Source organism: Streptosporangium fragile (assembly GCF_039534445.1).
Lineage (GTDB): Bacteria > Actinomycetota > Actinomycetes > Streptosporangiales > Streptosporangiaceae > Streptosporangium > Streptosporangium fragile.
Genome location: NZ_BAAAVI010000054.1, coordinates 44,806 through 58,223 on the forward strand (window position 1 = coordinate 44,806; position 13,418 = coordinate 58,223).

The window sequence follows — 13,418 nt, forward strand, 5'->3', positions numbered from 1 at the left end:
GTGGAACCGCGTTCACCGGGGGTTCGTTACACGGGTACGCACATCCCCAAGAGATTGCGAGCGTCATGGCGCAGGTTGTGTACGACCGCAAGGAGCAGTTCAAGCAGATCGAGAGCGGTCTGCTGCCCGGCGAGCAGATCATCGCCGTCTACGACGCCATCGGGGCGGGCACGGGCTTCCTGGGCCTCACCGACAAGCGCGTGATCGTGCAGGACAAGTCCTTCGTCGGCAAGAAGACCGCCATCACGAGCATCCCGTACGGCAAGGTCTCGGCGGTCAGCGTGGTGAGCAACAAGTCGATCGGGGGGTCGTTCTTCTCCTCCGGGGCCATCGCCATCCACGTGGGCACCCACACCTACGAGGTGGAGTTCCGGGGCGACGAGAAGGCGCATCACGTGCACAACGTGATCCTGCACTTCATCTCCGCCTAGGAACCCCACCGTCGCCGGGGCCGGGCCGGTCGCCCGCGGGCGGTTCAGGAGGCCGCCGGGGGCTCCTTGCCGACGACCCGCAGGTAGAGGTCCGTGGTGCGCTCGGCGATCCGCTCCCAGGAGAAGTGCTCCACGGCGCGGACCCGCCCGGCCCGGCCCATCCGGGCGGCGAGGTCCGGGTCGGCCAGCAGCCGGTTCACCCGCTCGGCGAGGTCGGCGGCGAACCGGCCGGGATCGTGCGGGGTGCCGTCGGCGCCCTGGTCGATCGGGACCAGCAGCCCGGTCTCGCCGTCGGCCACGACCTCGGGGATGCCGCCGGTGGCGGTCGCCACGACCGCCGTCTCACAGGCCATCGCCTCCAGGTTCACGATGCCCATCGGCTCGTAGACCGAGGGGCAGACGAACACCGTCGCGTGGGTGAGGATCTGGATCACCTCGGGCCGGGGGAGCATCTCCGAGATCCAGACGACGCCCTCGCGGTCGAGCCCGCGCACGAGCCCGGTCACCTCGGCGGCGATCTCCGGGGTGTCCGGCGCGCCGGCGCACAGCACCAGCTGGGCGTCGGGGTGGAAGTCGCGGGCCGCGTGCAGCAGGTGCACCAGGCCCTTCTGCCGGGTGATCCGGCCGACGAAGACGACGTACGGCCTGGCGGGGTCGATGCCGTGCCGGGCCAGGACGTCGGTGCCGTGGTCCGGGGCGTACTCGCCGGTGTCGATCCCGTTGTGGATCACGGTGACCTTCTCCGGCGGGATCTCGGGATAGGCGGCGAGCACGTCGCGCCGCATGCCCTCGGAGACCGCGATGATCGCGTCGGCGGTGGCCAGCGCGCCGCGCTCGGCCCACGACGACAGCGTGTACCCGCCGCCGAGCTGCTCGGCCTTCCATGGCCGCAGCGGCTCCAGGCTGTGCGTGGTCACCACGTGCGGCGTGCCGTACAGCATCTTGGCCACGTGGCCGGCGAAGTTGGCGTACCACGTGTGGCTGTGGACCAGGTCCGCGCCGTCGCACGCGGCGGCCATCTCCAGGTCGACGCCGAGCACCTGGAGCGCGGCGTTGGCCGTCTCCAGCCCGCCGGGCACCCGGTAGGCCTCCACGCCCTCCTCCGCGCGCGGGGCCCCGAAGCAGCGGACCCGGGTGTCGGCGAGCCTGCGCAGCTCCCGGGCGAGGTACTCGACGTGAACACCGGCCCCTCCGTAGACGTCGGGGGGATATTCACGGGTCAGCAGATCCACTCGCATACGATCAGCCTAGTGTTTCAGCCCTGTTCGTCAGGTTAAGGTCCAGGTATGAGAGTCCTCGCGATTGTGCTCGCCGGTGGTGAAGGGAAGAGGCTCATGCCTCTGACGGCCGATCGGGCCAAGCCGGCGGTGCCGTTCGGGGGGATATACCGGCTCATCGACTTCGTGCTGTCGAATCTCGCCAACGGTCACTACCTGCAGATCGTCGTGCTGACGCAGTACAAGAACCACAGCTTGGACCGGCACATCTCCCGGACATGGCGCCTGTCGGCGATGCTCGGCAACTACGTGACGCCGGTACCCGCCCAGCAGCGCCTCGGACCGCACTGGTTCTCCGGTTCGGCCGACGCGCTGTTCCAGAACCTGAACCTGATCTATGACGAGATGCCGGACCACGTGATCGTGTTCGGCGCCGACCACATCTACCGGATGGACCCCCGGCAGATGGTGCAGCAGCATGTGGAGACCGGTGCCGACGTCACCGTCGCGGCGATCCGGCAGCCGCTCTCCCTGGCCGACCAGTTCGGGGTGATCGAGACGGACCCGGCGGGGCGGCGCATCGTCGCCTTCCGGGAGAAGCCCAAGGACGCCGTGGGCCTGGCCGACGCGCCCGACCAGATCTACGCGTCGATGGGCAACTACGTCTTCAAGACCCAGGCCATGATCGACGCGCTGAGGGAGGACGCGCTCGACCCGACGAGCAAGCACGACCTCGGCGGGAACATCATCCCGATGATGGTGAAGTCCGGCAGCGCGGAGGTCTACGACTTCGCCAACAACGTCGTGCCCGGCTCCACCGAGCGTGACCGGGGCTACTGGCGCGACGTGGGAACCCTGGACGCCTACTACGAGGCCCACATGGACCTCATCTCGGCGCACCCGGTCTTCAACCTGTACAACGGCCAGTGGCCCATCTACACCGGCCACGACCCGCTCCCGCCGGCCAAGTTCGTGCACAACGAAGGCGACCGGGTGGGCCGGGCGATCGACTCCCTGGTCTCCGCGGGCGTGATCGTCTCCGGTGGCCTGGCCCAGCGGTCCGTCCTCTCCCCGGGCGTGGTGCTGCACTCCCACTCCCAGGTCGAGGACTCGGTCCTGATGGGCAACGTGAAGGTGGGCCGGGGCGCGATCGTCCGCCGGGCCATCATCGACAAGAACGTGATCATCCCGGACGGCGCCCGGATCGGCTTCGATCCCGAGTACGACCGCAGCCGCTTCGCGGTGACCAACAGCGGCGTCGTGGTCATCGGCAAGAACGAGATCGTGGAGCGCTGACCCGGGTCATCCGGCCCGCCGCGGGGTCCCGGCGTCGGGTACGGGCCCGGATCACCGGTCCGGTTCCGTACCCGACGCCGGGCTCGGCGCCTCACCCGCGGGCCCGCCGGCCGGTGTGGCGGCCGGGCGGCGCCGCTCGGCAGCCCCGGGCGCGCGGCGGGCGCATGGCGGCGCTCGTCGCGTCGCGCCTGCCGGGGCGGTCGACCGCAGGGTGGCGACCCGGCCATCGACGAGGGGCTCGAAACCTCAGGAGATCCCTACCGGATAGATTTTCCCGGTCACTCCCCCAATTTGTGGCAAGGCCACATCGAAGCCTGAGAGACCGGATGTTCGGCATAATTCGCCCGTGTAGCGCCCATTCCTGTCCGAGCCTGCAGCGCGCCTGGCTGGCGCACCTGTGCGGGCTGTGCCTGACCCTCCGTGACGGGCAGGGACACGGGGCGCGGCTGGCCACCAACTACGACGGGCTGATCCTCTCGGTGCTGACCGAGGCGCAGAGCCCCGCGACGTCCCCGCACCGGACCGCCGGACCCTGCGCGCTGCGCGGGTTCCGCTCGGCGGACGTGGTGGACGCGCGGGCGGAGGGGGCGCGGCTGGCCGCCACGGTCTCGCTGGTCCTCGCCGCGGGCAGGCTGCGCGACCACGTGGCCGACGGCGACTCCGCCCGCGGTACCGCGTCGGCCCGCGGGCGGCTGGCGGCCCGCTGGGAGGCGGCGGGGGCCAGGATGGGCGCCGGGATCGGGTTCGACACCGCCGTGCTGACCTCGACGGTCGAGCGCCAGCTCGACCTGGAGGGCCGCCCCGGGGCGGCCCTGCTGGAGCTGACCGGCCCCACCGAGGAGGCCGTCGCCGCCGCGTTCGCGCACACCGCCGCCCTCGCGGGCGTGCCCGGCAACGCGGCGGCCCTGGCCGAGGCGGGCCGGTTCTTCGGCCGGATCGCCCACCTGCTGGACGCCGTGGAGGACCTGGAGGACGACGCCGCCCGCGGGGCGTTCAACCCGCTCACCGCGACCGGCACCCCGCTCCGGGAGGCGCGACGGCTCTGCGAGGACGCCGCGCACGGCCTGGAGCTGGCGCTGCGCGAACTGGAGCTCGCCGACCGGCACCTGGTGGACGTGCTGCTCGGCACCGAGGTGCGCCGGGCCGTGGAGCGGACGTTCGGCATGTCGTACGAGCGGCCGGGGGTGTTCCGCAGGACCGCCGCCGGGGTCGGGACCCTGCTCACCTGCGGTCTCTGGCGGCCTCGATGGAGTTCCAAGCGGAACAGGCCGTGCAAGAACCGGTGCATCCTGGACCAGTGCTGTGACTGCTGCGACTGCTGCAGTTGCTGCGACTGCGGCTCCTGAACGCGGGAACCCCGGGCGGGCGGGGCCCGGACGCGGCCCTCAGGAGGGGTCCGGGTCGCCGTCCGCGCCGGAGGTGCCGTCCCGGTGCCCCGTTCCCCGGCCGCCGCCCCGCCCGGCGAGCAGCTCGGGCACGGTCCCGGGGGGCGGCTCGGTCTCGACCCGGAAGCGGGGCAGCGCCTCGGGATACTTCTCGCGGACGAACGTCACCATGTGCTCGCGGATGTCGCACTTGAGGTCCCAGGCGCTGGCGGAGTCGGCGGCGCTCATCAGGGCGCGCAGCTCCAGCAGCCCGTTGGGGAGGGTGTCGGTGACCTGCAGGGTCCAGTCCTTCTGGTCCCAGAGCGGGTGCTCGCGCAGCACCCGGTAGAGCTCGGTGCGCAACTCCTCTACCGGCACCGACCAGTCGACCCGGAGGTACACGTGACCGATCACCCGGCTGCTGTGCCGGGTCCAGTTCTCGAACGGGTTGGACGCGAAGTGGGAGACCGGCAGGACCAGCCGGCGCTCGTCCCAGAGCCGCAGCACCACGTAGGTGAGGCTGAGCTCCTCGATGCGCCCCCACTCGCCCTTCACCACGACGACGTCGTCCAGGCGGAGCGCGTCGCTGAAGGCGAGCTGCAGGCCCGCGAGCATGTTGCCGAGGGTGGACTGCGCGGCGATGCCGACGACGACGCCGGCGATCCCGGCCGAGGCCAGGAGCCCGGCGCCGAGGGCGCGCACCTGCGGGAAGGTGAAGAGCATCGCGCCCAGCGCCACCACGATGATGACGGCCGAGGCGACCCGGCGGACCAGGGCGATCTGGGTGCGGATCCGCCGGGCCTTGCGGTTGCCCTCCCCCTCGATGGTGATCAGCCGTTCCAGGACCACGTCGGTGACCGCGTAGGCGGCCTGGATGAACAGCCAGGTGACGCACCCGATCATCAGCAGGCTGAGAATCCGCTCGATCATCACGCTGATGGAGCCCTCCGCCATGCCCGGCTCGTAGACCGTGTAGGCGGTCGCCACGGTGGCCGAGGCGAACCCGGGCCACGTGCAGCGGCGGACGAGCGGACCGGCGAGAGCCCATCTCTCGCCGATCAGCCGCGACCGCAGGATCCGGCGTACCACCTCCACGGCCACGACGGCGGCGAGCACGGAGATGATCATGATGAGCCATTCGGACACTGACGGCGTCCCCCTCGTCGTCTCTATCCTTGACCGGTTCTCTGCAGAGGAGAGGGTTTCCCCTGAACGACCAGCTAATCAGAAGGACTCATCAAACGTCACATTTCCCTCAACCGCTACCTGGTAGGCGGAGACCCTCCTTTCGAAGAAGTTCGCCAGCTCCTGCACGTCCTGCAGCTCCATGAACGCGAACGGGTTGGCCGTGCCGTACCGGACGGGCATCCCGAGCCGGACCAGCCGCTGGTCGGCGACGTACTCGAGGTACTCCCGCATCCGGTCCACGCTCATGCCGAGCAGCCCGTCCCCGCACAGGTCCTCGGCGAAGGCCAGCTCGGCCGCCACCGCCTCCTCCATCATCCGGGTGACCTGCTCGGTGAGCCTGCCGTCGAACAGGTCCGGCTCCTCGGCCCGTACGGTGTCCACGACGCCGAAGGCGAACTCCATGTGCAGGGACTCGTCGCGGAACACCCAGTTCGTCCCGGTGGCCAGGCCGCCGAGCAGGCCGCGGGAGCGGAACCAGTAGACGTAGGCGAAGGCGCCGTAGAAGAACAACCCCTCGATGCACGCGGCGAAGCAGATCAGGTTGAGCAGGAAGGCCCGCCGGTCCTCGCGGGTCTCCAGCCGGGTCAGCCCGCCGAGCGAGTCGATCCACCGGAAGCAGAACTCCGCCTTGTCGCGGATCGAGGGGATGTGCTCGACCGCGGCGAACGCCTTGACCCGCTCGTCCGGGTCGGGCAGGTAGGTGTCGAGCAGGGTCAGGTAGAACTGGACGTGCACCGCCTCCTCGAAGAGCTGCCTGCTGAGGTACAGGCGCGCCTCGGGCGCGTTGAGGTGCTGGTAGAGGTTGAGGACCAGGTTGTTGGCCACGATCGAGTCGCCGGTGGCGAAGAAGGCGACGAGGCGGTTGATCAGGTGGCGCTCCTCGGGCGTCATCTTCGCCAGGTCCGCCAGGTCGGAGGCGAGGTCCACCTCCTCCACGGTCCAGGTGTTGCGGATCGCGGCCCGGAAGCGTTCGTAGAACTCCGGGTAGCGCATCGGCCGCAGGGTCAGGTCCATGCCGGGGTCGAGCAGCATCAGGTGAGGGCCTTTCGAAGGGGTCGCTACCGGGTCGCCTACTGGCAGGCGTCGCAGTACTCGGGGTTCTCCAGGGAGCAGGCGACGGCCTCGGGATCGGGCGCGGTCCGCGCCGCGGGCGCCGCCACGGTGGCCTGCGCGATCCGGGTGGCCGGGCGCGAGCGCAGGTAGTAGGTGGTCTTCAGGCCCGACCGCCACGCGTAGGCGTACATCGAGGAGAGCTTGCCGATGGTCGGCGTGGCCATGAAGAGGTTCAGCGACTGCGACTGGTCGATGTACGGGGTGCGCGCGGCGGCCAGGTCGATCAGCGCCTTCTGCGGCAGCTCCCAGGCGGTCCGGTAGAGCAGCTTCAGGTCGGCGGGGATCTCCGGGATGTCCTGGACGGACCCGTCCGCGCGCTTGATCGCGTCGCGGATCCGCGGGGTCCACAGCCCCCGGGCCGCCAGGTCCCGGACCAGGTAACGGTTGACCTGGAGGAACTCCCCGGACAGGGTCTCGCGCTTGAAGACGTTGGAGACCTGGGGCTCGATGCACTCGTAGCAGCCCGCGATGGAGGCGATGGTGGCCGTGGGGGCGATCGCGATCATCAGCGAGTTGCGCAGGCCGGTCACCGCGATCCGCTCGCGGAGCGCGGTCCACTCCGCGGAGGTCGCCGCCCCGTAGTGGTCGGGGTGGAGCACCCCGGCGGCGGCCCTGGTCTCCTCGTAGGAGGGGTGGCGGCCCCGCTCGACCGCCAGGTCCGCGGAGGTGGCGTACGCGGCGAGCGCGATCTCCTCGGAGATCCGGGTGGACAGCGCCAGGGCCTCGGGGCCGTCGAAGGGCAGGCGCAGCGCGAACAGCACGTCGGCCAGGCCCATCATGCCGAGCCCGATCGGGCGCCAGCGCCGGTTGGCGGCCTCGGCCTCGGGGGTCGGGTAGAAGCCCAGGTCGATGGTGCGGTCGAGGAAACGCACCGCGGTGCGGACGGTGGCGCGCAGCCGCGGCCAGTCGACGTCGTCGCCGGAGGCGGTCAGGTGCGCGGCGAGGTTGATCGAGCCGAGGTTGCAGACGGCGGTCTCGGCGTCACCGGTGACCTCCAGGATCTCGGTGCAGAGGTTCGACAGATGGATGACGTTCTCCGGGCGCGCCGTCTGGTTGGAGGTGCGGTTGGCGGCGTCCTTGAACGTCATCCAGCCGTTGCCCGTCTGGGCGAGGGTGCGCATCATCCGGCCGTACAGGGTGCGGGCGGGGATCTGCCTGGTGAAGCGGCCCTCGGCCTCGGCGGCGCGGTAGGCCTCGTCGAACGCGGCGCCGTACAGGTCGACCAGGTGCGGGACCTCCTTGGGGTCGAACAGCGACCACACGCCGTCGGCCTCCACCCGGCGCATGAACTCGTCCGGGATCCAGTTCGCCAGGTTCAGGTTGTGCGTGCGGCGGGCCTCCTCGCCGGTGTTGTCGCGCAGTTCCAGGAACTCCTCGATGTCGGCGTGCCACGTCTCCAGGTAGACGCAGGCCGCGCCCTTGCGCCGGCCGCCCTGGTTGACCGCCGCGACGCTGGCGTCGAGTGTGCGCAGCCACGGCACGATGCCGTTGGAGTGGCCGTTGGTGCCCCGGATCAGCGAGCCCCGGGAGCGGATCCTGCTCCAGGAGATCCCGATCCCCCCGGCGTACTTCGACAGGCGCGCGACCTGGCCGTAGCGCTCGTAGACGGCCTCCAGCTCGTCGCGCGGGGAGTCGAGCAGGAAACAGGACGACAGCTGCGGCCTGCGTGACCCGGCGTTGAACAGGGTGGGCGAGCTGGGCAGGTAGGCCAGGGCGGCCATGAGCCCGTAGAGCTCGGCGGCCTCCTCGACCGTCTCCGACAGGCCGCAGGCGACCCGCAGGAGGAAATGCTGCGGGCGCTCCAGGACCTTGCGGGTCTCCGGGTGGCGCAGCAGGTAGCGGTCGTAGACCGTGCGCAGCCCGAAGTACTCGAACCGGGCGTCGGCCTCCGGGTCGATCAGCGCGTCCAGCGTCCCGGCGTCGGCGGCCACGAACTCCGCCAGCCGGTCGGCGACCAGCCCGGCCGCGTGGGTGGCGGCGACGGAGTCGGAGAAGCTCCGGACGCCGTGCCCGGCGGCCTCCTCGGCGATCAGCTCGGCCAGCAGCCCGGCGGCGACCTTGGAGTTCTCCGGGTCGGTGATCACCCGGGCGGCGGCCTCGTCGATGGCCAGCCGGCGATCGGCCGATGCCGCACCGGTCCGCGCCGCGTCCTGCCCGCGCGCCTCACCCGGGCCCCGCGCGCCGCCGGAAGGACCCGGAGCGCCCGCGTCCTGCCCGATGCTCTCCCCTGCGGTCTTCCCGGTGGCGCCGACCACGGTCTGTGTCACGTCCTGCCCCTCGCTCGCTCGAACTTCCCCGTACGCCTCTCCGGGGACGGGCACGCGGCAGCGAGCGATTCCGGGCACGCCGGACCGCTTCGTCCGCGGACCCTCCCACGAGGCCCTGGACACTCACGTCACCGGCAGGTCTTCGGACTCACGGGCACCGCGCACACGCCTACCGGCCGTCGCTTCCCGGGCATGGTTCACCCAGTGCTCAATGACGGCTTTCGTTCCCGTTCACCGCTGCGGGGCAGTCCCGGAATCGCACCGGGTTCCCTCTTTCCTCGCCTCTCCCGAGGCGAACCAGCAACGAGCAGGATCCTACATCTAGTACCGCCCGACGCAACCGCCCCAACAGGTTGTGTCGGAAGACTTCAGCAGGCCGAGATCGCGAAGGACCTCGCGGGTGCGCGCCGTCTCCGTGGACAGCCACTGGCGGAAGCCGTCGCCGCCGAGGTAGACCCGGCTCCAGCCGTTGGCCGCGCACCGGGCGCGCCAGGCGGGGTCGGCGTCGATCCCGTCGCACAGGGCGAGCGCCGCGTCCCGGTCCTCCTCCGCCATGCGCGCCGACCCGAGCAGGCCGCACCAGTCGCTGTACTCGAGGCGGACGTCCAGCTCCAGGAGCGTCGGCGCGTCGACCCCGTCGACGCGCTCTCCGGAGGAGACCACCAGGGGCCGCAGGCGGCCCGCGGCGATCCCGGCCCGGAAGGACCGGACCGAGCCGAGGAGCGCGGCCACCCGGCCGAGGTGGAGCGCCTCCACGGCGTCGGCGGCGGTGAGGTACCCGGCGTAGTCGAGCAGCCGGGCGTCGACCCCCAGGCACTTGCCGATCATGCCGTAGAGCACGTGGTCGGAGCCCCCCTCCAGCCGGCCGCCGACCGAGAGCGCGGCCGGGTCGCGACGGAGCTCGGCGGCGAAGTCGTCGAAGGAGCGCAGGCGGGAGTCGTCCGGGACGACGAGGGAGGCCCAGTCGCCGACGAGGCGGGCGAGGGGGGTGGTGGCGTTCACCAGGGGGACGGAGCCGGCGATCTCCGCGCCGGCCACCAGTGACATCCCGGCGACGAGCACCCTGCCTTCGCGCACGAAGGGGCCGCGGAGGGGGCCGAGCCCGTCCGTGGCGGCGGAGCCCGCCCCGGACGGGCGGTCGACGACCTGGACGGTCCGGGCGAGGCGCGACCGGGTCAGGACCGCGGCCAGCGTGCGGGGGACCGCCTCCCAGCTCTGACCGCGGGAGACGGGCGCGACGACGGAAAGCCGGTCCACCGCCGCGCCGGCCGAGCCGCTCGTCGAGCCACAGCCCGCGGCGGCCATCATCCCCGCAACAAGCGCCAAAAACCCCCTACGGCGCATAAGCGCCCCTTCCCCCCAATACCCCCTATAACTCGAATTACCCTCCTGACACCTCCTGTCACACGCGAGGGTGTCTTATCGGAGAGGTCTTACCGGGAAGGTCCCACCTGGAGGATCCGGGGTGGGTGGATCTACTCCACCGTGACGCTCTTGGCCAGGTTACGGGGCTTGTCGACGTCCCGGTCCAGCGCCACGGCCGCGTGGTAGGCGAAGAGCTGGAGCGGGATCGTCAGCAGGATCGGGTCCAGCTCGGTCTCGTTCCTGGGCACCACGACGCAGTCGTCGGCCAGCTTGGGGTCGGCGACGCGGTGCCCGACCATGAGCACCCGCCCGCCCCGGGCGCGGATCTCACCCAGCGTGGTGAGATTCTTGTCGAGCAGCTCGTCGTCGGGGACGATCGCCACGGTCGGCATCTCCGGGCCGATCAGCGCCAGCGGCCCGTGCTTGAGCTCGCTGGCCGGGTAGGCCTCGGCGTGGACGTAGGAGATCTCCTTGAGCTTCTGCGCGCCCTCACGGGCCACCGGGTAGCCCCGGACCCGTCCGACGAACATCATGCTCGGCGCCTCGGCGTACTTCCGCGCCAGCTCCTCGATCCGCGGCTCCAGCGCGAGGATCTCCTTGATCTGGTCGGGCAGCCTGCGCAGGCCCTCGCAGATGCGGCGGCCGTCGGCCGGGGACAGGTCGCGCACCCGGCCCAGGTGGAGCGCGAGCAGGGCGAAGGCCACGGCGGTCGAGGTGAACGCCTTCGTGCTCGCCACCGAGACCTCGGGTCCGGCGTGCAGGTAGACGCCGCCGTCGCACTCACGGGCGATCGCGCTGCCGACGGTGTTGACGATGCCGAGCACCCGGCCGCCCTTGCGCTTGAGCTCCTGGACCGCGGCGAGGGTGTCGTAGGTCTCCCCCGACTGGCTGATCGCCACATAGAGGGTGTCGGCCTCCACCACCGGGCTGCGGTAGCGGAACTCGCTGGCCGGCTCGGCGTCGGCCGGGATGCGCGCCAGCTCCTCGATGAGCTGGGCGCCGATCTGCCCCGAATAGTACGCGGACCCGCAGCCGATGATCTTGACCCGGCGGAACGAGCGGGTCTCCCGCGCGTCCATGTTGAGACCGCCGAGGTGGGCGATGTGGAAACGGTCGTCCAGGCGCCCGCGCAACGTCCTGGCCACGGTCTCGGGCTGCTCGGAGATCTCCTTGAGCAGGTAGTGCTCGTAGCCGCCGGTGTCGTAGTGGCCGGCCTCCCAGTCGACGGTCAGCGGCTCCTTGGCCGTCTCCCGGGCGTCGCTGGCGAAGGTGTTGAACCCGTCGGCCTTCAGCACCGCGATCTCGCCGTCCTCCAGGTGGACCACCTGGCGGGTGTAGCGGACCAGCGCGGCCACGTCGGAGGCGGCGAACATCTCCTTCTCGCCGATGCCCAGCACGATCGGGCTGCCGTTGCGGGCGACGACCACCTCGCCGGGGCGCTCGGCGTCGACCACCGCGATGCCGTAGGTGCCCACGACCCGCTTGAGCGCCACGCGGACCGCCTCCACGAGGGAGTCGGTCTCCTTGACCGTCCGGGCGATCAGGTGGGACAGCACCTCGGTGTCGGTCTCGGAGACGAAGACCGCGCCGTCGGCCTCCAGCTTGACCCGCAGCTCGTCGGCGTTCTCGATGATGCCGTTGTGCACGACCGCGACACGCTCGTCGCCGGACAGGTGCGGGTGGGCGTTGACGTCGCTGGGCGCGCCGTGGGTGGCCCAGCGGGTGTGGCCGATGCCCAGGCCGCCCTTGAAGCGCGCGGGCACGACCGCCGCCAGGTCGGCCACCCGGCCCTTGACCTTGCGCATCTTCAGGCCCTTGTTGGAGACCACCAGACCCGCCGAGTCGTAGCCCCGGTACTCAAGGCGCTGCAACCCCTCCAGCAGGATGGGGGCCGCGTCCTTCGGCCCAACGTAGGCCACGATTCCGCACATCTGACGTTCCTTTCACCCGTAGACGATCCGGCGCAGCTGGCGCAGGGAGAGTTCGGGTGCCGCGACACGACGGACCGCGAGCTCCGCGGCCACCCTGGGGAAGATCTCGTCGTTGATCAGTCCCCTCGCCTTCAGCTCCGCGTGACGCCGCCGGACGAAGTCGTCGACCGGCTCGGAGAAATAGGCCAGCACGTCGGCGACGACCCGCGCCGCCTCCCCGGGACCGAGCGCGCTCGTCCGGGTCAGATGGGCGATCAGGTCCTCATGGGGATGCCGTGCCGTGGACACAGAGCAGGACCATACGCACACCGGGGGGAGTGCACCAAGTTTTCTGCCCGTTTTCGGGCAACGAGTCGCCCCGGCGCCACAACCCGGCACCGGTTGCCGACTGTCGGTAGTCTCTCGTAACTCTGGGTAGCTACCGGAGGGGGAGGAACCACTATGCGCCATCTGCCAGGGGTCGCGATCGTCACCGCTCTCGTCGGGCTGATCCCGGCCGCCCCCGGAGAGGCCGCCCGGCCCGAGCGGCCCGCACCGCCCGAGCACGCCGCACGGTCCGGGCACCCCGCACGACCCGAGCACGCCGCACGGCCCGGCCACCCCGGACGGCCCGAAGCGCCCGGACGGCCGGCGGCGCGGACCGGACCCGGCAGGCAGGAGGCCTTCGCCCGGGCGGCGCGGGAGTACGGGGTGCCGGAGAGCGTGCTGCTGGCGGTCTCCTACCTGGAGTCCCGGTGGGACGGGAACGCCGGGCTGCCCAGCGTCTCGGCGGGCTACGGGCCGATGCACCTCGTCGACGGCCGGACCGGGCCGGGCCGCCCGCACGGCGCCGGGGAGGACCGGCGCGGCGACGAGACCCGCCCGCGCGTCGCGGCCGTCCCACGTGTCGCGGCGGCGCCCCCGGAGGACACCCTGGGACGAGCCGCCGCGCTGACCGGCATCCCGGCCGACGTGCTGCGCGAGGACCCGTCCGCCAACATCCGGGGCGGTGCCGCGCTGCTCGCCGACTACCAGCGGCGCACCGGCGGCGGGATCAGCGCCGACCCGGCGCGCTGGTACGACGCGGTGGCCCGCTACTCCGGCGTCCACGCCGGCACTCCGCCCCCTCCCGCGCCGGTCCCGTACGCGCCGGGCACGGCCCCGGTGGAGCGGCGCGCGGCGGGCGGTTCCGTGCTCGGCCAGCGCGCGCCGGGGGCGCGGGGGGGGTACGCGGCCGACAGGCGGGTGGCGGGGACGGAGGGCGGGG

The 13,418-nt window shown here is 71.7% G+C and carries 11 protein-coding genes and 1 riboswitch; of the genes, 4 read left to right on the forward strand and 7 right to left on the reverse strand.

The window, feature by feature from the left end:
- Nucleotides 1-65: 65 nt before the first annotated feature.
- Nucleotides 66-431: a PH domain-containing protein gene (locus ABD841_RS29330; protein WP_344978550.1), complete on the forward strand. Its 366-nt coding sequence runs from the start codon at nt 66-68 to the stop codon at nt 429-431.
- A 44-nt stretch (nt 432-475) separates the two neighbouring features.
- Here the strand turns inward: ABD841_RS29330 and glgA are convergent, their stop codons facing one another.
- Nucleotides 476-1,669, reverse strand: a complete 1,194-nt coding sequence (gene glgA, locus ABD841_RS29335) for a glycogen synthase (RefSeq protein WP_344978552.1) — start codon at nt 1,667-1,669, stop codon at nt 476-478.
- A 48-nt stretch (nt 1,670-1,717) separates the two neighbouring features.
- Here glgA and glgC point away from each other — a divergent pair, with 48 nt between their 5' ends.
- Both glgC and ABD841_RS29345 read left to right on the forward strand, forming a co-directional pair.
- Complete coding sequence (glgC, locus tag ABD841_RS29340) at nt 1,718-2,944, forward strand: glucose-1-phosphate adenylyltransferase (protein WP_344978554.1); 1,227 nt, start codon at nt 1,718-1,720, stop codon at nt 2,942-2,944.
- 326 nt (nt 2,945-3,270) lie between these two features.
- Nucleotides 3,271-4,290 carry a DUF5685 family protein gene (locus tag ABD841_RS29345; protein WP_344978556.1) on the forward strand — a complete coding sequence of 340 codons (1,020 nt, stop codon included), beginning with the start codon at nt 3,271-3,273 and terminating at the stop codon, nt 4,288-4,290.
- A 39-nt stretch (nt 4,291-4,329) separates the two neighbouring features.
- Here ABD841_RS29345 and ABD841_RS29350 read toward each other — a convergent pair whose 3' ends face one another.
- The 6 genes from ABD841_RS29350 to ABD841_RS29375 all read right to left on the reverse strand — a co-directional run bounded on the left by ABD841_RS29350 (nt 4,330) and on the right by ABD841_RS29375 (nt 12,460).
- Nucleotides 4,330-5,454 carry a mechanosensitive ion channel family protein gene (locus tag ABD841_RS29350; protein ID WP_344978558.1) on the reverse strand — a complete coding sequence of 375 codons (1,125 nt, stop codon included), beginning with the start codon at nt 5,452-5,454 and terminating at the stop codon, nt 4,330-4,332.
- Nucleotides 5,455-5,532: 78 nt separating this feature from the next.
- Nucleotides 5,533-6,528, reverse strand: a complete 996-nt coding sequence (locus ABD841_RS29355) for a ribonucleotide-diphosphate reductase subunit beta (protein WP_344978560.1) — start codon at nt 6,526-6,528, stop codon at nt 5,533-5,535.
- A gap of 38 nt (nt 6,529-6,566) precedes the next feature.
- Nucleotides 6,567-8,876 carry a ribonucleoside-diphosphate reductase subunit alpha gene (locus ABD841_RS29360; protein WP_344978562.1) on the reverse strand — a complete coding sequence of 770 codons (2,310 nt, stop codon included), beginning with the start codon at nt 8,874-8,876 and terminating at the stop codon, nt 6,567-6,569.
- Nucleotides 8,877-8,992: 116 nt separating this feature from the next.
- Nucleotides 8,993-9,193, reverse strand: a riboswitch (cobalamin riboswitch).
- Nucleotides 9,194-9,197: 4 nt separating this feature from the next.
- The gene (locus tag ABD841_RS29365; protein WP_344978564.1) at nt 9,198-10,202 is read right to left on the reverse strand and encodes a tripartite tricarboxylate transporter substrate-binding protein; all 1,005 of its coding nucleotides are present in this window, start codon (nt 10,200-10,202) and stop codon (nt 9,198-9,200) included.
- A 149-nt stretch (nt 10,203-10,351) separates the two neighbouring features.
- A complete protein-coding gene (gene glmS, locus ABD841_RS29370) occupies nt 10,352-12,172 on the reverse strand; it encodes a glutamine--fructose-6-phosphate transaminase (isomerizing) (RefSeq protein WP_344978566.1) in 1,821 nt (606 codons plus the stop codon).
- Nucleotides 12,173-12,184: 12 nt separating this feature from the next.
- Nucleotides 12,185-12,460 (reverse strand): hypothetical protein, encoded by a 276-nt coding sequence (locus tag ABD841_RS29375; RefSeq protein WP_344978568.1) that lies wholly within the window; start codon nt 12,458-12,460, stop codon nt 12,185-12,187.
- A gap of 153 nt (nt 12,461-12,613) precedes the next feature.
- On the opposite strand from ABD841_RS29375, the gene ABD841_RS29380 reads away from it, so the two are divergent.
- Nucleotides 12,614-13,418 (forward strand): lysozyme family protein (locus ABD841_RS29380; RefSeq protein ID WP_486389208.1); only part of this gene is annotated, 805 nt, incomplete at its 3' end.

What these genes read in the sequence shown, in the direction of transcription:
- ABD841_RS29330 (WP_344978550.1), top strand. Translation starts at nt 66, where the DNA reads ATGGCGCAGGTTGTGTACGACCGCAAGGAGCAGTTCAAGCAGATCGAG.
- glgA (WP_344978552.1), bottom strand. Translation starts at nt 1,669, where the DNA reads ATGCGAGTGGATCTGCTGACCCGTGAATATCCCCCCGACGTCTACGGA.
- glgC (WP_344978554.1), top strand. Translation starts at nt 1,718, where the DNA reads ATGAGAGTCCTCGCGATTGTGCTCGCCGGTGGTGAAGGGAAGAGGCTC.
- ABD841_RS29345 (WP_344978556.1), top strand. Translation starts at nt 3,271, where the DNA reads ATGTTCGGCATAATTCGCCCGTGTAGCGCCCATTCCTGTCCGAGCCTG.
- ABD841_RS29355 (WP_344978560.1), bottom strand. Translation starts at nt 6,528, where the DNA reads ATGCTGCTCGACCCCGGCATGGACCTGACCCTGCGGCCGATGCGCTAC.
- glmS (WP_344978566.1), bottom strand. Translation starts at nt 12,172, where the DNA reads ATGTGCGGAATCGTGGCCTACGTTGGGCCGAAGGACGCGGCCCCCATC.